This window comes from Citrobacter sp. Cpo091 (genome assembly GCF_030332645.1).
GTDB classification, from domain to species: Bacteria; Pseudomonadota; Gammaproteobacteria; order Enterobacterales; family Enterobacteriaceae; genus Citrobacter; species Citrobacter portucalensis.
The window spans coordinates 316,411-336,841 of record NZ_JAOWHL010000028.1 but is presented as its reverse complement, the minus strand read 5'-3'; the positions used below and the strand labels follow the sequence as shown (position 1 = coordinate 336,841).

Here is a 20,431-nt window from a genome sequence, read left to right as displayed (position 1 = left end):
AATTTTGATATATTTTCAATGTGCAAGTACCTCCAGCTCATTGCTGATGGTTGATGGATATCTGCGCGTGATGCGCAGATAACAAACAGCGTTCATGCACGACGCTGAAGTCATAGCCAAAAATTACTGCAGCTTTACAAAGATATGCTTTTCCATACATCGCGCGATGCTGCCACTGTAGAGTTATCCAGGGTACAATTGCCCGCAAATGAACACCTGCAAAACTCAAGGAGAGTGCATGTCTATCACGGCGAAATCCGTTTACCGTGACACGGGAAACTTTTTCCGTAATCAATTCATTACCATCTTGCTGGTATCGTTGTTGTGCGCGTTTATCACAGTGGTGTTAGGGCATGCCTTTTCCCCCACTGACGCACAAATTGCGCAACTCAGTGAAGGCGATCAGTTAACCAGCAGCGTGGGGCTGTTCGATCTGGTGCAAAACATGACCCCGGAGCAACAGCAAATTTTGCTACGCGCATCCGCAGCGTCGACGTTTTCCGGTCTGATTGGTAATGCCATCCTCGCCGGGGGGGTCATCCTGATGATTCAGCTGATTTCAGCAGGTCATCGCGTCAGTGCGTTACGTGCCATCGGCGCCAGTGCGCCAGTGTTACCGAAGCTGTTTATTCTGATTTTTCTGACTACTCTGCTGGTGCAAATCGGTATTATGCTGGTTGTTGTTCCCGGTATTCTGCTGGCGATCCTGCTGGCACTCGCACCGGTGATGTTGGTACAGGACAAAATGGGTGTCTTTGCCGCGATGCGCAACAGTATGCGTCTGGCGTGGTCCAATATGCGACTGGTTGCGCCGGCAGTGATCGGTTGGTTGCTGGCAAAAACGCTGCTGTTGCTTTTTGCGCCAAGTTTTGCAGTACTTACGCCGAATGTAGGCGCGGTATTGGCGAATACGCTGAGCAATATGATCTCCGCCGTGTTGCTGATCTATTTGTTCCGCCTGTACATGCTGATTCGCCAATAAACCCTGAACGCATTCCGGGCTTGTTCCCGGTGCTTTTGATGACGGAATCGAAGAATGAAGCAGTTTCTTGATTTTTTACCGCTGGTTGTCTTTTTTGCTTTTTATAAGCTTTACGACATCTATGCGGCGACCTCGGCGCTGATTGTCGCGACGGCTGTAGTGTTGATTTACAGCTGGGTTCGCTATCGCAAGGTCGAGAAGATGGCGTTAATCACCTTTGTCCTGGTGGCCGTATTTGGTGGCCTGACTATTTTTTTCCACAACGATGAATTCATTAAGTGGAAAGTAACGGTGATTTACGGGCTGTTTGCTGGTGCTCTGCTGGTTAGCCAGTGGGTGATGAAAAAGCCGCTGATTCAACGCATGTTAGGTAAAGAGCTGACCCTACCGCAGTCAGTGTGGTCGAAACTTAATTTAGCATGGGCCGTATTTTTCATCCTGTGTGGTCTGGCGAATATCTATATTGCATTTTGGCTACCGCAGAACATTTGGGTCAACTTCAAGGTGTTCGGTCTGACCGCCCTGACTTTATTCTTTACGCTGCTGAGTGGGGTCTATATTTACCGTCATCTGCCGCAAGAAGATAAATCATAATTCATGCTCGCCAGATCTGCGGATCTGGCGAATTTTTATCCCCTCGCGTTCCATTGTGCTGACAACCTGACTTACATCTGCTCTGCACGCCGCATCACCTCTGTTCTCAACGCACAAATTCTAGTAGCATCGCGCCTGTAATCTTTCTCTATAGTCGGTTCTACAATGACAACAACGAATAACACTCCCCAGGGTGAACTGGTTTTACGTACTCTGGCCATGCCTGCCGATACCAACGCGAACGGTGATATTTTTGGCGGCTGGCTGATGTCACAAATGGATATAGGTGGCGCGATTCAGGCCAAAGAGATCGCACATGGTCGTGTGGTAACGGTGCGAGTGGAAGGGATGAGCTTTTTGCGCCCGGTCGCCGTAGGTGATGTGGTGTGTTGCTATGCGCGCTGTGTGAAACGCGGGACAACCTCGATCAGCATCAATATTGAAGTTTGGGTGAAGAAGGTCGCTTCTGAACCTATTGGGCAGCGCTATAAGGCCACCGAAGCTCTGTTTATCTACGTTGCCGTTGATAAAGACGGGAAACCGCGTCCAATTCCCACGTTGGTCTGATAGCACACGTCAGTACTGCTATCCGGCAATCATCACTCTTGATCATTGCCGGACGGCCTGATGCTTACTCGATCTGCGTTGTGCCGTTTAATTTGAAAACAATATTCACCACAAGCCCGGAACCGGGTTTGCCTGCTTCATAACGCCATCTACGCATCGCATTTTTCACTTCACGCTCAAACATATTGGCAGGCTGTGCAGACAGGATCTCCACATTTTCAACCCGGCCATCCGGCGTTACGTTAAATTTGACCTTTACCCGGCCTTCAATGCGCAGCGCCTGAGCTCGCGCCGGATACTGAGGCTGATTACGGCTTAAAGCACGTGGACCCGATGGCGCACTGACCACCGGTTTGCTGGTAGTTGCCGGCGCGGTATTGGTCATTGTGCGAGTAGGTGCCGTATTTTCCAGTGGGGAGGCCGGGCGCGGTTCTGCTGGTTTAACATCGCGTTTCGGTTGCTCTTCCACCTTTTTCACCGGTTTTGGCTTCGGTTTAGGCTTGGGCTTCGGTTTTTCAATCACCACCGGCGCCTCTTTTGGTGGCTCTGGAATCGGTTCAGGTTCCGGTTCAGGCTCAACAACGGGTTCCGGCGGCGGCTGAACGGCCTGAGGCGGTTCGAGATCGGCAGGCGCGACCATCGTGACAGAGATCGGCTGCGCTGGCGCAGGTAGTTCAATAACCTGATGTACCGAGGTATACAGCAAACCAGCCACTATGGCACCATGAATGCCGACAGACAGTAACGTTGGCCAGGGAAAGCGACGAGGTAAATCAAGGGTCATTGAAGTCATAATCGTTTCAGTAAAAAAACCAGACCCTGATTTTAAATGCAAATAGCAATCATATTCAATAAGCCCGTGGGGCTAACTGACATTTAAAACGCGATTTTATGATAAAAACCACTTTCAGAGTATGGCCTTAACATATCAGTTATCTTTCCGTTGCAGTTGTTAGGCCTTTCCAATAACGTTATTAACGACTTTTACCGTTCAAGGAGCTCTACCCGTGCTGTATGTTATTTACGCTCAAGATATCGCAGACTCTCTCGAAAAACGTCTTTCCGTGCGCCCTGCTCATCTGGCTCGCCTGCAACTCCTTCATGACGAAGGTCGTTTGCTCACGGCAGGCCCCATGCCAGCGGTCGATAGTAACGATCCCGGTGCGGCGGGTTTTACCGGCTCGACGGTGATTGCCGAATTTGAATCTTTGGAGGCGGCACAGGCGTGGGCAGAAGCCGATCCGTATGTTGCGGCGGGCGTTTATGCGCAGGTTTCAGTAAAACCTTACAAGAAAGTATTTTGACAAAAAAAAAGCCATTTTCATTTATAAAAATACTGAACAGTAAGCAAAATACATAGCCATTGAGGGCGCATTTAGGTGCACATTAGTCTAAACGCCCTCACTTCTCGTATCTATGCATTAATTCAGCATATCAAAGCAATGATAAGAACCCTTATAAAAGGTAGCTACGACCGTTTATTAGCGTGTCATTGATTGTTTCTTACTCAACCTCAGTGTATTTTATTATCTGTCGAGATTAATTTGTCACAATGCAGACAGGCTGCGTTGTCACGATATACGGGATTTTAGTCAATTATGGCTTTTGATTCGTTCCGTCCCGCCTCTCCCTCTCCTAAAGCATTCCGCCATGATATCAATGGCCTGCGAGCATGGGCTGTGTTAGCGGTCGTATTTTATCACTTTGGCGTACCCGGATTTAGCGGTGGCTTTATCGGCGTTGATGTTTTTTTTGTTATATCAGGTTTCCTGATGACCGCCATCATCGTGAACGGCCTTGAACGTGGCAATTTTTCATTATGGAGTTTCTATCTGGCACGTGCCAGACGAATTATTCCTGCCTTAATTGCATTATGTAGCACGTTACTTTTCTTGGGTTGGTTTTGGTTGCCCACCGCTGATTATTATGTGCTGGCAATCAATGCGATCACAGCGCTTACTTTTGTTTCCAATCTCAAGTTTTGGCGTGAAGCGGGTTATTTCGATATCACTTCCAGAGAAAACAGGTTGCTGCACACATGGTCTCTTTCGGTGGAGTGGCAATTTTACATTTTGTTGCCTGTTGGCTGCATTTTACTCTGGCGCTGGTTTGGCCGGCAGGGTGTTAAGTTTGCACTTATCGCCGCAGGCGTACTGTCATTAGCTCTATCAATTTACGTGAGCCCTCGACTCCCAGGTAGTGCGTTTTATCTACTCCCCACCCGCATTTGGGAATTATTAGCTGGAGGAGGTGTATGGTTGCTAACTCGTCGGCATTCTATGTCGCAACGCCCAGCCCGGATACTAGAGTTGGTGGGTTTTATTTTAATTGCCCTGTCAGTCACACTCCTGGATGCGACACGACCATGGCCGGGAAGTTATGCCGTGGTCCCTGTGCTGGGGACCGTGCTGGTTCTTGCGGCTAATCGCCAGCGATCATTATTTACATCTACGGCAATTTTTCGCCAGATAGGTGCCAGTTCTTATTCAATTTATCTGTGGCACTGGCCGCTTGCGGTGCTGCTTAGTTATGCCGACAAACATCACAATCCCTGGTGGATTGCTACTGGCATTGTAATGAGTGTGCTATTGGGAAAGATCTCTTTATTGCTCGTAGAGATTCCGACACGCAAACAGCTTGCGCTAACCCCTGCACGCAAACAGAGCTGGGTACTATTACTGTTAATTTTGAGCACTGGTGGAATGGCCGCAGGGGCTCGTTATCAGCAAGTCGATGGCAGAATTAACCCGGCAATTGAATTAGCGATGATCCCGAAACTTGATTACGCAGTCCGATTTGAAAAATGTCTGCTCGCGCCGGGTAAAGGAAGCGAGTCTCCTATGTGCAGATATGGCAAAGGAGAGTTAACGGCCATTGTCCTGGGAGACAGTCATGCAAGCATGCTGGTTTCAGCTGTCGCAGAGGCTGCACCCGGTGCGGTTGTTGAGATGACCTATGCGAGCTGTCCGACAGTGTTAGGCATGAAACGAAGAGAGGATATTAATGATGACTGTAAACTTTTTAATGATCGAGCTATTAATTTACTAAATAATGAATATAAAAATAAACTCGTCTTTATCGCCAACAGAAGCAGCCTCGCTATCCTGGGACAAAATGAAAAGGACGATTTTTTTTATATTCCTATGGGATTTTTTGATACACCGAATGAACACCCCAATCAGAATTTAACACAGCAGTTTAGCCAGCAACTCGTAAAAACTCTGTGTTCCATAGAGAATAGTCAGAGGGTATTTCTGGTCCGCCCTATTCCTGAAATGGCAGTCGATGTGCCTAATACAATGGCCAGGGCACTGATGTTTGGTCAGTCAGACAGTACAGTATCTATTTCTCTCGATGAATATTACCAGCGACAAACAGCCATTTGGGCAGCACAAGATGAGGCGGCCCTGCGCTGCGGGGTCAATATTCTCAATCCGTTACCCTATCTTTGCAAGGATGGGCGGTGTTGGGGAGATGCTGGTGGACGTCCACTTTACTCAGACAGTAACCACCTAAGTGCATTTGGCAGTACGCTTTTACTCCCCATGTTTCAACGCGCATTTAAACAAGCAGAACATACCGAGGCAACTAACGCCCTGCAACTTTGACGCTTGACCAGAAACATGGGGATCATATCCATTCGGATACTAATATTCACTCAAGTAAAAAAGCCGCAGATAGCGGCTTTAGTTGTTACTTTTTCTCGTCAGTGTAGCGACGAGCGTTGTCAAAAAGATTTGTACACATAATGACCTCCCTCAAAAGACAATAAACTAACAGAATAGGATAACGGGTAATACCTGACCACACTATTATGAACCACTAGCCCCAGAATGTAGAATCATCGTATTGATAATAAAAAGAAAAGTATAATCAGCGAGAAATTTACGCTGCCGTTTTTTCAACAGTTCTTTCTTGAAACAACGGTGCTTTATTCATTACGTCTGGGATGCACCCGGTTTTAACAATCACACCAGGATTACCAACAACGATAGAAAAAGGCGGGATACTTTCGGTCACAAACGCCCCGGCAGCAATTTTACTCCCTTGCCCAATGATAACCCCGCCGACGATGACAGCATTTGGACCAATCCAAACTTCATCTTCAATAATGGGGTAACCCGTGATGCGGGTTCCTGCTCCCTGAATAGTATCTCGCTGACCGATAGTTACACCATGAAATAAGGTAACGTTCTTTCCAATTCTTGCACTCGGCGATATCACTATCCCCCAGCCATGAGTGATAGCCAACCCGGCACCAACCTGTGTGCTCGATGGAAAATCCATCGAGCACATGTGAGCAGCACACCGATGCAAGATCTTAAATGGATAGAGCATGATACGCAGCGGTGTGCGCGAAACCGCACAGTATTGGCATAAACGCATCATCACAATGATACGGAATGTTCTGCTAATTACTGTACCAATTATTAGTTTACTCCATGAGAAATAACCAAATTCACGGTGGGTATCGGCTTTAATTTTGTCGAATGCCATCATACTGTCTCGTAGTTTAATCGTTAAAATGTATCAGTTCTCACTGAAATAAAAACATATTTTCTTGTCACCAGCATTCTTCTTTTCGAGTAGATACGGCACCTGAAAGATGACAATAATATAAATAATGAAATGGTTATCTCTTACCTGGACCAAAAACAATAATGACGGCAGGAAAGTATTTAAGAATCAATACGGGAAAACAGACATTGGGCACCGCCAGCGGTGCCCTTTTGGGATCAGATGCTGTGGATCGCAAACAACAACGAGTTACGCTGGTGGTTGAGAACGCACTTCCTGATGGTATGGATACGCATATTACGACGCGATTGTCCTTCAAGCCAACGTGCTTTACGGCGGCTAGCCTGACGCAGCATCCGCCAGCGTCCCACTTCCGTTCTACTACGCTTCATGTTAACTACTCTTCCAGTCACTGAGCGGCCATTATAACGCCAGACCGAATGCAGACCAGTGGTTTTCCCGTGTTTTTATTTGCCAGATTAATCCTGATGCGTAAACTCTTAACAATACGCTTTCAAAAGGATTTTTAAATTTATGACAACCTTCTACACCGTGGTGAGTTGGCTGGTCATTCTGGGTTACTGGGTACTCATTGCTGGCGTAACGTTACGCATTCTGATGAAGCGACGCGCAGTGCCCTCCGCAATGGCCTGGCTGTTGATCATCTACATTCTGCCATTGGTAGGAATTATTGCTTATCTGTCCTTTGGTGAACTTCACCTGGGTAAGCGACGTGCCGAACGCGCCCGGGCGATGTGGCCTTCAACCGCCAAATGGCTGAACGACCTCAAGGCCTGCAAGCATATTTTTGCCCAGGAAAACAGCAGCGTCGCCTCTTCGTTATTTAAACTGTGCGAGCGTCGTCAGGGTATAGCTGGCGTAAAGGGAAACCAGCTGCAGTTGCTCACCAGTTCAGATGACGTGATGCAGGCGCTGATCCGTGATATTCAGCTGGCGCGCCACAACATCGAAATGGTGTTCTACATATGGCAGCCAGGCGGTATGGCCGATCAGGTAGCCGAGTCGTTAATGGCTGCCGCGAGGCGTGGCATTCACTGTCGCCTGATGTTGGACTCCGCCGGCAGCGTGGCGTTTTTCCGCAGCCCTTGGGCGGCGATGATGCGTAACGCAGGTATCGAGGTTGTAGAAGCGCTGAAGGTGAACCTGATGCGTGTATTTTTACGCCGTATGGACCTGCGTCAGCACCGCAAAATGATCATGATCGATAACTACATTGCTTATACCGGCAGCATGAACATGGTCGACCCGCGTTTCTTTAAACAAGATGCGGGCGTCGGGCAATGGGTTGATTTAATGGCCAGAATGGAAGGCCCTGTCGCTACTGCTATGGGCATTGTCTATTCCTGCGACTGGGAAATTGAGACCGGAAAGCGCATTTTACCTCCGCCACCGGACGTCAATATCATGCCGTTTGAGCAGGCCAGCGGTCACACCATTCACACTATCGCCTCGGGTCCTGGTTTCCCTGAAGATTTGATTCATCAGGCGCTGCTAACCGCTGCTTATTCAGCGCGTGAATATTTAATTATGACCACCCCCTACTTCGTCCCCAGCGACGATCTGTTGCACGCGATCTGCACGGCAGCGCAGCGTGGGGTTGACGTCAGTATCATTCTTCCACGTAAAAATGACTCCCTGCTGGTTGGCTGGGCAAGCCGGGCCTTTTTCACCGAGCTGCTGGCGGCTGGCGTTAAAATTTATCAGTTCGAAGGTGGCTTGCTGCACACCAAGAGCGTACTGGTCGATGGCGAGCTGAGCCTGGTCGGTACGGTTAACCTGGATATGCGCAGTCTGTGGCTCAATTTTGAAATCACGCTGGTCATTGATGATGCCGGATTCGGTGGCGATCTCGCGGCAGTACAGGATGATTATATTTCGCGTTCCCGCCTGCTTGATGCCCGTTTGTGGGTAAAACGACCACTCTGGCAGCGGATAGCAGAGCGACTGTTTTACTTCTTTAGTCCGTTGCTGTAAAACGTGCCCATCAGACAGTAAACAGGTAGTCATTATGGATATGGATTTGAACAATCGCCTGACCGAAGACGAAACGCTTGAGCAGGCTTATGACATTTTTCTCGAACTGGCTGCGGACAATCTGGATCCAGCCGACATTATTCTGTTCAATTTGCAGTTTGAAGAGCGTGGCGGTGCCGAGTTGTTCGATCCGGCAGAAGACTGGCAGGAGCATGTTGATTTTGACCTGAACCCTGACTTCTTTGCCGAGGTGGTGATTGGTCTGGCAGATACAGAAGACGGCGAGATTAACGATATTTTCGCGCGCGTTTTATTATGTCGCGAAAAAGATCATAAGCTCTGCCATATTCTCTGGCGCGAATAATCAAACAAAAAAGCTGCTCTCGCAGCTTTTTACATTTTTAACCCGGCAGTTTACTTCCACAGCGGTTACAAAATTGCGCACTATGTTCGTGCTGCGCCTGCTGGCACTGCGGACATTTTCGTTGGTGCCCGCGCTGCTGGAACGCACTGCTCATGTGCGTGGTAATCAATCCCGTCGGTATTGCAATCACCGAGTAACCAATCAGGATAAGCACAGACGCCACCATGCGCCCCAACGGTGTGTGCGGCGTGATATCACCATAGCCGACGGTGGTTACAGTAACAATCGCCCAATACACCGACGCATTCAGCGTAGTAAACCCATATTTTGGCCCTTCAATCAGATACATCATCGCGCCAAAAACCACCATCAGGATGGCGATAAAGGAATAGAACAGCATCAGCTGATGTCGGGCGCTTTTTAACGCATTCCAGAACACCCGTAGAGAAGGCATAAAGCGCAGCAGCTTGAGAATACGCAGGACGCGCAGGACACGCATCGCTCGCCAGGCGAAAACATAGCTCAGACTGATTTCCGGCCATAGCCACATCACATACAGAGGCAGAATGGTGGCAAGGTCAATTATCCCCCAGAAGCTGAACACATATTTAGCAGGGTTAGCCCAGCAACATAAGCGCAGAAGATATTCGAGGGTGAAGACCAGAGTAATAAAGATCTCCAGCCAGACAAAAACGCGCCATTCCTCAAAGGTTAAATGGTATTGCGTCCCTACTCCGGACTCAATGAAGATGACGATAACGCTGAGCAAGGCAAATAGCGCACACATACCTTCAAAGCGACGCCCTGAACGGGTGTTTAAATCAAATAATTTGCGATAGAGCGCACGGCGGACAGAAGAGACTAAACCTGGCACAGATACCTCACCAAAAAAAGGGCTGACCTTTGTCAGCCCTCAGGATTATAGCGGGTCTACTTTCAGGCAGGAAACTGCATGTCGGAAACTTCCTTCCAGAACCGGGCGCGTTTTTGCGCATTCCGGTCCAGCAATCGGACATCGCGTACGGAACACGCAACCGGAAGGAGGATTAATCGGGGACGGTAATTCGCCTTCCAACAACTGGATAACCTTGTTCCTTTCCTGATCCGGATCGGGGATCGGCACCGCAGACATCAGCGCTTTGGTATAAGGATGCAGCGGGTTATGGTACACCTCGTCATAAGTCCCTAATTCCACCGCATGTCCGAGATACATAACCAGCACACGGTCGGAGATATGTTTAACCACCGCGAGGTCGTGGGCAATGAAGATTAGCGATAATCCCATTTCGCGCTGAAGCTGTTGCAGCAGGTTAACCACCTGGGCCTGGATTGACACGTCCAGCGCCGAAACTGGTTCATCGCAGATAATTAACTTCGGTTCGAGGATCAGCGCGCGGGCAATACCGATACGCTGACACTGGCCACCGGAAAACTCATGTGGGTAGCGGTTAATCAGGTTGGGCAGTAATCCAACCTTCATCATCATCGCCTTCACACGGTCGCGGACTTCCTGACCAGGAAGATTCGGATGATAAGTTCGCAGCGGTTCGGCAATGATTTCACCAATGGTCATGCGCGGGTTTAACGATGCCAGCGGATCCTGGAAAATCATCTGGATATCGCTGCGCACTTCCCGCCACTCATCGGGTTTCATGCCCAGTAAATCTTTACCCAGCCAGGCAACCTTTCCATCGGTGGCCTTCACCAGGCCAATAATCGCACGGGCAAAGGTCGATTTCCCGCAGCCTGATTCACCAACCACGCCCAGGGTTTCGCCCTCATACAGTCGCAGGGTTACGCCATCAACCGCCTTCAGGGTTTTAGACGGTTGCCAGAACCACTGTTTGCCATCTTTAATATCGAAATGGACTTTAAGGTCGGCAATCTCAAGGAGCACTTTACGTTGTTCGGTCACCGTATTCATACCAGTTCCTCCACCGGCTTAAAGCAGGCACGTAGACGGCCTGGGCTAAATTCCTCCAGTGGCGGAGCACTGCTACAGATTTCCATCGCATGCGGGCAACGCGGCTGGAATGGACAACCTTTTGGTAGACGCAGTAAGTTCGGTGGGTTGCCAGGGATAGTGAGCATCTCTTCCCCTTCGGCATCCAGACGAGGTACGGCATTTAGCAAACCAATCGAATACGGATGAACGGGTTTATAAAAGACATCCCGCGCACTGCCGTATTCCATAGTACGTCCGGCATACATCACCAGGACTTTATCGCAAATACCGGCAACAACCCCCAGATCGTGGGTGATCATGATAATCGCGGTGTTGAATTCACTTTTCAATTCATTCAGCAGCGTCATAATTTGCGCCTGTACCGTCACATCAAGCGCAGTGGTTGGTTCATCGGCAATCAGTAATTTGGGCCTGCACAGCAGCGCCATGGCGATCATTACGCGCTGACGCATACCACCAGAGAATTCATGAGGATACATTTTCATACGCTTACGCGCTTCCGGCATTTTCACCGCATCCAGCATTCTGACCGACTCTTCAAAAGCTTCCGCTTTTCTCATGCCTTTATGCAGCATCAGAACTTCCATCAACTGCTCCCCGACCCGCATGTACGGGTTGAGAGACGTCATCGGGTCCTGGAAAATCATCGAGATTTGCTCGGCGCGCAGTTTGTTCAGCTCACGTTCCGGTAAATTCAGAATTTCACGCCCGTTGAACGTTGCGGAGCCCCCGATACGACCATTCGCCGCCAGCAGCCCCATCAGGGCAAAGGCCGTCTGCGATTTACCCGAACCGGATTCACCGACAATACCCAACGTTTCTCCGGCTCGCAGAGAAAAGTTTAAATCGTTGACTGCAGTTACATCGCCGTCGGGGGTCGCAAACGTCACACGCAAATCTTTTACGTTCAGCAGTGCGTTAGCCTGTTGTTGCGCGAGCGGCGCGGTTGAGGTTTCAATTACGCTCATGGCTGCACTCCTTAACGGTCTTTCGGGTCGAGGGCATCACGCAGGCCATCGCCAATAAAGTTAAAACAGAACAAAGTGACCACCAGGAAACCTGCCGGGAACAGCAGCAGCCATGGTGAGACTTCCATAGAGTTGGCACCATCACTGAGCAACGCGCCCCAGCTACTTAACGGTTCCTGCGTACCTAGTCCCAAAAAGCTCAGGAAGGATTCAAATAGGATCATGCTAGGCACCAGCAATGAAGCGTAAACCACCACCACACCCAGCACGTTCGGCACAATATGGCGGATAACGATACGCACGGTAGACACCCCGCCGACTTGCGCCGCTTCAATAAACTCTTTGCGCTTCAGGCTCAGCGTTTGTCCACGCACGATACGCGCCATATCCAGCCAGGAGACCATTCCGATAGCGACAAAAATCAGCAGGATATTTTGTCCAAAGAAGGTCACTAGCAGAATCACGAAGAACATGAACGGGAAGGAGTTGAGGATTTCCAGCAGACGCATCATCACCGAGTCGATTTTACCGCCGAGATAGCCCGACAGAGAGCCGTACAGCGTACCAACAACCACCGCGACCAGCGCCGCGGCAATGCCGACCATCAGCGAAATGCGCCCGCCAATCGCCACACGCACCAGCAGGTCGCGTCCCGACGAGTCAGTACCGAAATAGTGCCCGGACTCCATATCCGGCGCGCTGGACATCATTCCCCAGTCGGTATCAAAGTAGGTAAACTGCGACAGCATTGGCGCCAGCGTCACAAATAGCGCAATAATCACCAGCACCACCAGGCTTGCTACCGCCGCGCGGTTATGCATAAAGCGTCGACGCGCGTCCTGCCACAGGCTGCGGCCTTCGACCTCCAGCTTTTCACTGAAATTCTCCAGCGCCTCGCTGTTTTTCTTACTTAACATCATAGCGAGCTCCAGTATCAGTAACGAATTTTCGGGTCGATAACGGCATACAGCACATCGACAATCGCGTTAAACACGATGGTCAGCGTACCCACCAGTATGGTCAGGCTAAGAACCAGCGAATAGTCGCGGTTTAACGCCCCATTGACGAACAACTGGCCAATACCCGGCAAACCATAAATGGTTTCAATAACCATCGAACCGGTGATAATGCCGACAAATGCCGGTCCCATATAGGACAACACTGGCAACAGCGCAGGTTTCAACGCATGGCGGAAAATAATCCGCCGCATCGGCAGCCCTTTAGCGCGCGCGGTACGAATAAAGTTAGAGTGCAGTACTTCAATCATCGAACCGCGAGTAATACGGGCGATACTGGCGATGTAGGCCAGTGACAAGGCCACCATCGGCAGGATCATAAATTTCAGCGCCCCGCCGTTCCAGCCCCCGCCGGGTAGCCATTTCAAGGTTATGGCAAATATCATGACCAATAAGGGAGCGACCACGAAACTGGGGATAACCACCCCGGTCATTGCCACCCCCATCACCGTATAGTCCCAACGTGTATTTTGCTTCAGCGCGGCTATCACTCCGGCGCTAACACCGACGAGCACCGCCAGAATAAAGGCTGCCGCACCCAGCTTCGCAGAAACCGGGAAGCTCGAGGCAACGAGGTCGTTAACCGTGTAGTCTTTATATTTAAAGGATGGTCCAAAATCGCCGTGCGCCAGCTGTTTCAGATAGCTGAAGTACTGTGTCGAGATGGGATCGTTAAGGTGATATTTCGCTTCAATATTCGCCAGCACCTCTGGCGGTAACGCGCGTTCCCCGGTGAATGGGCTTCCGGGCGCAAGGCGCATCATAAAGAATGAAATCGTAATAAGAATAAACAGCGTCGGAATCGCTTCCAGACAGCGACGTAATATAAATTTTAACATTGCCCGTACCTTCTGGCGTGTGCCTTTATACCCGTCATACTTCAAGCTGCAAGTGTGTTAGCTTTACTCGCTCACGCCAGTCGCTTACTTAAGTAAGCTCCTGGTGATTCGCTGCGTTGCCGCCTTCCTGCAACGTGAATTATTTAGGGTATACCTCTCTTTGTCTAAAGAGGTATTTATAGTTCGAAGAAAAAGACACTGTGGGGCAACATGATTGCCCCACGTCTTGCCATTAATGCTTGATAATATACAAGTCTTTAACGTGGATATTATCCATCGGGTCTTTACCGGAGTATCCGCCAACCCATGGTTTCACCAGGCGGGCGTTAACATAGTAATAAACCGGTACAATCGCAGAATCTTTATCCAGCTGCTGTTCCGCTTTCGAATACAGTTCGCTGCGCTGCGCTTCGTCCGTCACTTTCAGCGTATCCGCAATCAGCTTATCAAATGCCGGGCTCTTATAGTGGACGGTATTATTGGAGCTGTCGGACAGCACCATATTCAGGAAGGACGTCGGTTCGTTATAGTCCGCACACCAGCCCGCACGTGAAACATCATAGTTGCCCTGATGGCGCGTATCGAGGAACGTTTTCCATTCCTGGTTTTCCAGCTTCACATTAGCACCCAGATTTTTCTTCCAGATAGATGCCGCGGCAATAGCCAGCTTCTTATGCAGGTCTGAGGTGTTATACAGCAGATCAAAGGTCAGCGGTTTCTCAGCGGTATATCCGGCCTCAGCCAGCAGTTTCTTCGCTTCTTCATTACGTTTTTCCTGAGACCACTTGAACCACTCTGGCTCAACCAGTTTCGCACCATCGGTGTATGGAGGAGTAAAGCTATATGCTGGCAGGTCACCCTGGTTTTTCACTTTATTGACGATAATGTCACGATCCAACGCCAGCTTCAGGGCGGTACGAACACGAACATCGTTGAACGGTGCTTTCTGGTTGTTGATTTCGTAATAATAGGTGCACAGATACGGGTCAACGTGGACTTCGTTCGGGATCTCTTTTTTCAGTTTCTGGAATAACTCAATCGGCATGTTGTTATAGGTCATGTCGATTTCACCGCTGCGATAGCGGTTTACGTCAGTCACTTCAGAAGAAATAGGCAGGTAGGTTACCTGGTTAATAACCGTTTTGGCGTTGTCCCAATAGTTGGTATTACGCTCAAGCACAATGCGCTCGTTCACAACCCAGTCTTTCAGTTTATACGCACCGTTAGTAACGATGTTAGCGGGCTGGGTCCACTTCTCGCCAAATTTTTCAACAGCCGCTCTGGGAACCGGTGAAACGGAAGAGTGCACAAGCAGTTTGTAGAAATAAGGAACGGGTTCGCTGAGGGTAACTTCAAAAGTATGATCGTCGAGAGCTTTTACGCCCAAATCGGTGACCGGTTTTTTACCGGCGATAATATCATCAATGTTGACAATATGACCGTACTGCAAATAACTGGCATACGGTGATGCAGTATTTGGATTAGCCAAACGTTGCCAGCTATACACGAAATCTTGCGCAGTAACAGGCGTGCCGTCAGACCATTTAGCATCTTTACGCAGATGGAATGTCCAGACTTTAAAATCTTTATTTTCCCATTTTTCAGCCACGCCAGGCGATGGTTTGCCATCGACATCACTGATTAATAAACCTTCAAACAGGTCACGGTTAATGTTGGATTCAGGTACACCTTCGATTTTATGGGGATCGAGTGATTGCACTTCCGAACCGTTATTACGCACCAGAGTCTGCTTTTCAGCAAGCTGCACACCCGCTGGCACTACTGCCGCCGTGGCAACATTTCCTGCGACTAGCGCAGTTAAGATCCCCGCAGCTACTAAACTTTTTTTAGTGATGTTAGTCATTGTGTTGTACTCCCTCATTATTATGGCTGGTTTTTTAACCAGACTGTTAATCCTGTTAGGATCCCTGTACGGCACCGGAGATTTTCTGCCGTCAGGTGGTTTATTGTTTTACTGCTTGCTATCACCGACTTTATTTATTTTGGCGATTCGTATGACCGCCTTGCGTCGATTCTCTACGTGCCTCCCCTGCCGGAAACACGCTATTACCCTGTTGAGAGAAACTAACTGCAAATGATTCTCATCAACGTGAATTCTTCTGCATAATACTTGGCCGGAAAGTATCAAATGCGTTTCTTAACCGCCAATACATTTTACAAATTTGTTAACCAATTCTCTTTTATTGGAAATAAATCTCACTTAAAAAGTCTTACGAATGAAGATTTATTATGGGAAGTTCACAAAAATCAATGCATTATGTCGACCATAGTGTTAACCATCCTGTCCTAAGTCAACGTCATGTCAAAATGCACATAAATTTAACAATTGGTTATTAATTAGCACATTCATCTGAAATAAAGGCTGAAATAACTAATAACATTTCGATAATCCTTCAGCAAGCCCCAGAGTATGATGTTAATAAAATAACAGCAGTATCGGTCTTCGCCGGGCGTACTGGGACGTGTTATATCTTTAGAATCAATGGCTAACAGGAGAGTTAATCATCAGCATTTTTTATTATTGCTCTGCTGATTTTCAACTTTAGTGAGAAGTTTTACTGATAATGAAAGGAAACGGAGCCGGACACGACTCCGTTTGCACAGAAGAGAGGTTTCAGGCCAGCAAACCAGGGAAAATGGATTTGATGCCTGTAACGATAAATTCGATACCCAAAGCCATTAACAGCAGCCCCATAATACGCGTAATGACGTTGATACCGGTTTGGCCCAACAGGCGCACTAACCATGGTGCCATGCGGAACAGCCCCCAGCAGCACAGGGCAAACAACGCAATCGCTACAAAAAAGCCAAACAGGTTAATCGCACTATGATATCGCGTACCCCAAACAATAGTTGAGCTTATCGCCCCCGGCCCCGCCATCAACGGCAATGCCAACGGCACAACGCCGATACTTTCACGGATTGCGGTTTCTGATTTTTCCTGTTTGTTTTGTTTATCTTCCCCTAGTTTTCCGCTAATCATTGACATCGCGATAGTCACAACCAGAATGCCGCCAGCGATCCTGAACGAGTCAATTGAGATGCCGAAGAGTTGCAGAATACCATCACCAAGAAACAGCGAAGTCCACAGGATGATTGCGACTGATAGGTTTGCCGTGAGGTTGGTTTTGTTTCGTGCTGCGGCAGTTTGATAGCTGGTCATACTGATAAAGACGGGGATGATCCCTACCGGGTTGACCAACGCAAATAACCCAATGAAAAATTTAAAATAGACAGGAAAATCAAATAGCGTTTGGATCACGGTTAGCTCCGAAGCGTTAGCCGGATAAAATGAGTCATAAAAATTGATAAAATCCGCGCTGAAGATACGCCTTTTGTCAGCATACTTCACCTTCTATCTTCGTATATCAATGTAAATACGCTACCAATACTCAGTGTTATTAATATGTATTAAATATGCTAATGTTATTAGCATTCATTACGTCAATTTATTAACACTTAACGAGAAACGCTAAAAGGGCCTGCTGAAAGGTGTCAGCTTTGCGAATTTTTGATCCAGATCACGCAATTACTACTCAGAAGTGAGTAATCTTTCTTACGCCACCTGGAGGTAACGCGTTAGAGTTAACTGGCGCTAGCGTATAAGCTCTTTTAGTAAATCAAAGTAAAGTGGACGTTAATTAACCGTTTGATTTTCAAACCATTACACAAATTTTCGTCGGTCTGTCTATACTCTCGTATCGAGCAGATGATTTACTAAAAAAGTTTAACATTATCAGGAGAGCATCATGGCTGTTACTAATGTCGCTGAACTTAACGCACTTGTAGAGCGCGTAAAAAAAGCCCAGCGTGAATATGCCAGTTTCACTCAAGAACAGGTTGACAAAATCTTCCGTGCCGCCGCTCTGGCTGCCGCAGACGCTCGAATTCCTCTCGCGAAAATGGCCGTTGCCGAATCCGGCATGGGTATTGTCGAAGATAAAGTGATTAAAAACCACTTCGCTTCTGAATACATTTACAACGCTTACAAAGATGAAAAAACCTGTGGTGTGCTGTCTGAAGACGACACTTTTGGTACCATTACCATTGCTGAACCGATTGGTATCATCTGCGGTATCGTTCCAACCACTAACCCGACTTCTACTGCAATCTTCAAATCACTGATCAGCCTGAAGACCCGTAACGCCATCATCTTCTCTCCGCATCCGCGCGCAAAAGATGCAACTAACAAAGCAGCTGACATCGTTCTGCAAGCAGCAATCGCTGCTGGCGCACCGAAAGATCTGATCGGCTGGATCGATCAACCTTCCGTTGAACTGTCTAACGCGTTGATGCACCACCCGGACATCAACCTGATCCTTGCGACCGGTGGTCCAGGCATGGTTAAAGCGGCATACAGCTCCGGTAAACCGGCTATCGGCGTAGGCGCAGGTAACACCCCTGTTGTTATCGACGAAACCGCTGATATCAAACGTGCTGTTGCATCTGTTCTGATGTCTAAAACCTTCGATAACGGCGTAATCTGTGCTTCTGAGCAGTCTGTCGTCGTGGTTGACTCTGTATATGATGCTGTACGTGAGCGTTTTGCAACTCACGGCGGCTACATGCTGCAGGGCAAAGAGTTGAAAGCTGTTCAGGACGTTATCCTGAAAAATGGCGCGCTGAACGCAGCTATCGTTGGTCAGCCGGCATACAAGATTGCTGAACTGGCAGGCTTCTCCGTACCAGAAACCACTAAGATTCTGATCGGTGAAGTGAAGGTTGTCGACGAAAGCGAACCGTTTGCTCACGAAAAACTGTCTCCGACGCTGGCAATGTACCGTGCGAAGGACTTCGAAGACGCAGTCATTAAAGCTGAAAAACTGGTTGCGATGGGCGGTATCGGTCATACTTCTTGCCTGTACACTGACCAGGACAACCAGCCAGAACGTGTTGCTTACTTCGGCCAGATGATGAAAACCGCACGTATCCTGATCAACACCCCGGCTTCTCAGGGTGGTATCGGTGACCTGTACAACTTCAAACTCGCACCTTCCCTGACTCTGGGTTGTGGTTCCTGGGGTGGTAACTCCATCTCTGAAAACGTTGGTCCTAAGCACCTGATCAACAAGAAAACCGTTGCTAAGCGAGCTGAAAACATGTTGTGGCACAAACTTCCGAAATCTATCTACTTCCGTCGTGGCTCTCTGCCAATCGCACTGGATGAAGTGATTACCGATGGTCACAAACGTGCGCTGATCGTGACCGACCGCTTCCTGTTCAACAACGGTTATGCAGACCAGATCACCTCCGTTCTGAAAGCTGCTGGCGTTGAAACCGAAGTGTTCTTTGAAGTTGAAGCTGACCCGACTTTGACCGTTGTTCGCAAAGGTGCTGAGCTGGCTAACTCCTTCAAACCAGACGTAATCATCGCACTGGGTGGTGGTTCCCCGATGGACGCCGCGAAAATCATGTGGGTTATGTACGAGCACCCGGAAACTCACTTCGAAGAACTGGCACTGCGCTTTATGGACATCCGTAAACGTATCTACAAGTTCCCGAAAATGGGCGTAAAAGCGAAGATGGTTGCAGTTACCACCACTTCCGGTACCGGTTCTGAAGTGACTCCGTTTGCGGTCGTTACCGACGATGCAACTGGGCAGAAATACCCGCTGGCAGACTATGCGCTGACTCCGGATATGGCGATTGTTGACGCCAACCTGGTTATGGATATGCCGAAGTCACTGTGTGCGTTCGGTGGTCTGGATGCGGTCACTCACGCTCTGGAAGCTTACGTTTCAGTACTGGCGTCTGAGTTCTCTGACGGTCAGGCTCTGCAAGCGTTGAAATTGCTGAAAGAAAACCTGCCAGCGTCTTACCATGAAGGTTCTAAGAACCCGGTAGCGCGTGAGCGTGTACACAGTGCAGCAACTATCGCCGGTATCGCGTTTGCTAACGCCTTCCTGGGTGTATGTCACTCAATGGCGCACAAACTGGGTTCTCAGTTCCACATTCCTCACGGTCTGGCGAACGCCCTGCTGATCAGCAACGTTATTCGTTATAACGCGAACGACAACCCGACTAAACAGACTGCATTCAGCCAGTACGACCGTCCGCAGGCACGCCGTCGCTACGCTGAAATCGCAGACCATCTGGGTCTGAGCGCACCGGGTGACCGTACTGCCGCGAAAATCCAGAAACTGCTGGGCTGGCTGGAAGAAATCAAAGCTGAACTGGGTATTCCTAAGTCTATCCGTGAAGCTGGCGTTCAGGAAGCTGACTTCCTGGCACACGTGGACAAACTGTCTGAAGATGCGTTTGACGACCAGTGTACTGGTGCTAACCCACGTTACCCGCTGATTTCTGAACTGAAACAGATCCTGCTGGATACCTACTACGGTCGTGAGTATAGCGAAGGTCAGACCGCCGCTAAGACTGAAGCAGTAGCTGCACCGAAAGCAGAAAAGAAAGCGAAGAAATCCGCTTAATTTGCTCAGATAAGTTTTAGTTTCATCATAAACGGTCCCAATTGGGGCCGTTTTTTTCGTCTTGTGTTATGAAAATCGGGGAGTACACAATTTAACCATGTGAATAGAATGGCAGTGTAGGAGATGTATTCAGGAAGATGTGAGACTAGCCGCAGAAGAGAGTCTGACAGGGT

General features: G+C 48.8%; 18 protein-coding genes and 1 pseudogene. 9 read left to right on the top strand and 10 right to left on the bottom strand.

Annotated features, from left to right (window positions below; all coding sequences use genetic code 11):
* Nucleotides 1-132: 132 nt before the first annotated feature.
* The 4 genes and pseudogenes from OGY04_RS05105 to yciA form a co-directional block, all read left to right on the top strand.
* Nucleotides 133-210: pseudogene (locus OGY04_RS05105) on the top strand (YkgJ family cysteine cluster protein); the annotation flags it as partial.
* Between the two features lie 28 nt (nt 211-238).
* Nucleotides 239-982, top strand: a complete 744-nt coding sequence (locus OGY04_RS05100; protein ID WP_003020663.1) for a YciC family protein — start codon at nt 239-241, stop codon at nt 980-982.
* Between the two features lie 54 nt (nt 983-1,036).
* Nucleotides 1,037-1,576, top strand: coding sequence for a septation protein A (locus OGY04_RS05095; RefSeq protein WP_048235264.1), 540 nt, complete (start codon nt 1,037-1,039; stop codon nt 1,574-1,576).
* A gap of 165 nt (nt 1,577-1,741) precedes the next feature.
* Nucleotides 1,742-2,143 carry an acyl-CoA thioester hydrolase YciA gene (gene yciA, locus OGY04_RS05090; protein ID WP_008784945.1) on the top strand — a complete coding sequence of 134 codons (402 nt, stop codon included), beginning with the start codon at nt 1,742-1,744 and terminating at the stop codon, nt 2,141-2,143.
* A 64-nt stretch (nt 2,144-2,207) separates the two neighbouring features.
* Here the strand turns inward: yciA and tonB are convergent, their stop codons facing one another.
* Nucleotides 2,208-2,936, bottom strand: coding sequence for a TonB system transport protein TonB (gene tonB / locus OGY04_RS05085; RefSeq protein WP_168978222.1), 729 nt, complete (start codon nt 2,934-2,936; stop codon nt 2,208-2,210).
* A gap of 214 nt (nt 2,937-3,150) precedes the next feature.
* Here tonB and OGY04_RS05080 point away from each other — a divergent pair, with 214 nt between their 5' ends.
* Nucleotides 3,151-3,447 (top strand): YciI family protein, encoded by a 297-nt coding sequence (locus tag OGY04_RS05080; protein ID WP_003020675.1) that lies wholly within the window; start codon nt 3,151-3,153, stop codon nt 3,445-3,447.
* 294 nt (nt 3,448-3,741) lie between these two features.
* Nucleotides 3,742-5,751: an acyltransferase family protein gene (locus OGY04_RS05075; protein ID WP_286584879.1), complete on the top strand. Its 2,010-nt coding sequence runs from the start codon at nt 3,742-3,744 to the stop codon at nt 5,749-5,751.
* Between the two features lie 277 nt (nt 5,752-6,028).
* On the opposite strand, the gene OGY04_RS05070 is transcribed toward OGY04_RS05075, so the two are convergent.
* Together OGY04_RS05070 and OGY04_RS05065 are read right to left on the bottom strand one after the other, a co-directional pair.
* Nucleotides 6,029-6,643, bottom strand: coding sequence for a serine acetyltransferase (locus OGY04_RS05070; RefSeq protein WP_048235262.1), 615 nt, complete (start codon nt 6,641-6,643; stop codon nt 6,029-6,031).
* 236 nt (nt 6,644-6,879) lie between these two features.
* Nucleotides 6,880-7,053: a YciY family protein gene (locus OGY04_RS05065; RefSeq protein ID WP_122984013.1), complete on the bottom strand. Its 174-nt coding sequence runs from the start codon at nt 7,051-7,053 to the stop codon at nt 6,880-6,882.
* Nucleotides 7,054-7,195: 142 nt separating this feature from the next.
* Between OGY04_RS05065 and cls the strand changes: the two genes are divergently transcribed.
* Together cls and OGY04_RS05055 are read left to right on the top strand one after the other, a co-directional pair.
* Nucleotides 7,196-8,656 (top strand): cardiolipin synthase, encoded by a 1,461-nt coding sequence (gene cls / locus OGY04_RS05060; RefSeq protein WP_003020687.1) that lies wholly within the window; start codon nt 7,196-7,198, stop codon nt 8,654-8,656.
* A gap of 34 nt (nt 8,657-8,690) precedes the next feature.
* Nucleotides 8,691-9,020: an HI1450 family dsDNA-mimic protein gene (locus tag OGY04_RS05055; RefSeq protein WP_003020691.1), complete on the top strand. Its 330-nt coding sequence runs from the start codon at nt 8,691-8,693 to the stop codon at nt 9,018-9,020.
* Between the two features lie 37 nt (nt 9,021-9,057).
* Here the strand turns inward: OGY04_RS05055 and OGY04_RS05050 are convergent, their stop codons facing one another.
* From OGY04_RS05050 to ychE, 7 genes are all read right to left on the bottom strand, one after another.
* Nucleotides 9,058-9,894, bottom strand: coding sequence for an ion transporter (locus OGY04_RS05050; protein WP_003833361.1), 837 nt, complete (start codon nt 9,892-9,894; stop codon nt 9,058-9,060).
* 45 nt (nt 9,895-9,939) lie between these two features.
* Nucleotides 9,940-10,944: a murein tripeptide/oligopeptide ABC transporter ATP-binding protein OppF gene (oppF, locus tag OGY04_RS05045; RefSeq protein ID WP_008784949.1), complete on the bottom strand. Its 1,005-nt coding sequence runs from the start codon at nt 10,942-10,944 to the stop codon at nt 9,940-9,942.
* Nucleotides 10,941-11,954, bottom strand: coding sequence for a murein tripeptide/oligopeptide ABC transporter ATP-binding protein OppD (oppD, locus tag OGY04_RS05040; protein WP_286584877.1), 1,014 nt, complete (start codon nt 11,952-11,954; stop codon nt 10,941-10,943). The genes oppF and oppD overlap by 4 nt, the downstream gene beginning before the upstream one ends.
* An 11-nt stretch (nt 11,955-11,965) precedes the next feature.
* Nucleotides 11,966-12,874, bottom strand: a complete 909-nt coding sequence (gene oppC, locus OGY04_RS05035; RefSeq protein ID WP_008784950.1) for an oligopeptide ABC transporter permease OppC — start codon at nt 12,872-12,874, stop codon at nt 11,966-11,968.
* Between the two features lie 14 nt (nt 12,875-12,888).
* Nucleotides 12,889-13,809 carry an oligopeptide ABC transporter permease OppB gene (gene oppB / locus OGY04_RS05030; RefSeq protein WP_003020708.1) on the bottom strand — a complete coding sequence of 307 codons (921 nt, stop codon included), beginning with the start codon at nt 13,807-13,809 and terminating at the stop codon, nt 12,889-12,891.
* 232 nt (nt 13,810-14,041) lie between these two features.
* Entirely contained in the window at nt 14,042-15,673 is a 1,632-nt protein-coding gene (gene oppA / locus OGY04_RS05025) for an oligopeptide ABC transporter substrate-binding protein OppA (protein WP_048216252.1), read from the bottom strand.
* 771 nt (nt 15,674-16,444) lie between these two features.
* Complete coding sequence (gene ychE, locus OGY04_RS05020) at nt 16,445-17,092, bottom strand: NAAT family transporter YchE (RefSeq protein WP_003020714.1); 648 nt, start codon at nt 17,090-17,092, stop codon at nt 16,445-16,447.
* Nucleotides 17,093-17,579: 487 nt separating this feature from the next.
* Here ychE and adhE point away from each other — a divergent pair, with 487 nt between their 5' ends.
* A complete protein-coding gene (gene adhE, locus OGY04_RS05015) occupies nt 17,580-20,258 on the top strand; it encodes a bifunctional acetaldehyde-CoA/alcohol dehydrogenase (RefSeq protein ID WP_008784953.1) in 2,679 nt (892 codons plus the stop codon).
* Nucleotides 20,259-20,431: the final 173 nt, after the last annotated feature.

Coding starts and splice junctions, on each gene's coding strand:
- OGY04_RS05100 (WP_003020663.1), top strand. CDS start 239: ATGTCTATCACGGCGAAATCCGTTTACCGTGACACGGGAAACTTTTTC.
- OGY04_RS05095 (WP_048235264.1), top strand. CDS start 1,037: ATGAAGCAGTTTCTTGATTTTTTACCGCTGGTTGTCTTTTTTGCTTTT.
- yciA (WP_008784945.1), top strand. CDS start 1,742: ATGACAACAACGAATAACACTCCCCAGGGTGAACTGGTTTTACGTACT.
- tonB (WP_168978222.1), bottom strand. CDS start 2,936: ATGACTTCAATGACCCTTGATTTACCTCGTCGCTTTCCCTGGCCAACG.
- OGY04_RS05075 (WP_286584879.1), top strand. CDS start 3,742: ATGGCTTTTGATTCGTTCCGTCCCGCCTCTCCCTCTCCTAAAGCATTC.
- OGY04_RS05070 (WP_048235262.1), bottom strand. CDS start 6,643: ATGATGGCATTCGACAAAATTAAAGCCGATACCCACCGTGAATTTGGT.
- OGY04_RS05065 (WP_122984013.1), bottom strand. CDS start 7,053: ATGAAGCGTAGTAGAACGGAAGTGGGACGCTGGCGGATGCTGCGTCAG.
- cls (WP_003020687.1), top strand. CDS start 7,196: ATGACAACCTTCTACACCGTGGTGAGTTGGCTGGTCATTCTGGGTTAC.
- OGY04_RS05055 (WP_003020691.1), top strand. CDS start 8,691: ATGGATATGGATTTGAACAATCGCCTGACCGAAGACGAAACGCTTGAG.
- oppF (WP_008784949.1), bottom strand. CDS start 10,944: ATGAATACGGTGACCGAACAACGTAAAGTGCTCCTTGAGATTGCCGAC.
- oppD (WP_286584877.1), bottom strand. CDS start 11,954: ATGAGCGTAATTGAAACCTCAACCGCGCCGCTCGCGCAACAACAGGCT.
- oppC (WP_008784950.1), bottom strand. CDS start 12,874: ATGATGTTAAGTAAGAAAAACAGCGAGGCGCTGGAGAATTTCAGTGAA.
- oppB (WP_003020708.1), bottom strand. CDS start 13,809: ATGTTAAAATTTATATTACGTCGCTGTCTGGAAGCGATTCCGACGCTG.
- oppA (WP_048216252.1), bottom strand. CDS start 15,673: ATGACTAACATCACTAAAAAAAGTTTAGTAGCTGCGGGGATCTTAACT.
- adhE (WP_008784953.1), top strand. CDS start 17,580: ATGGCTGTTACTAATGTCGCTGAACTTAACGCACTTGTAGAGCGCGTA.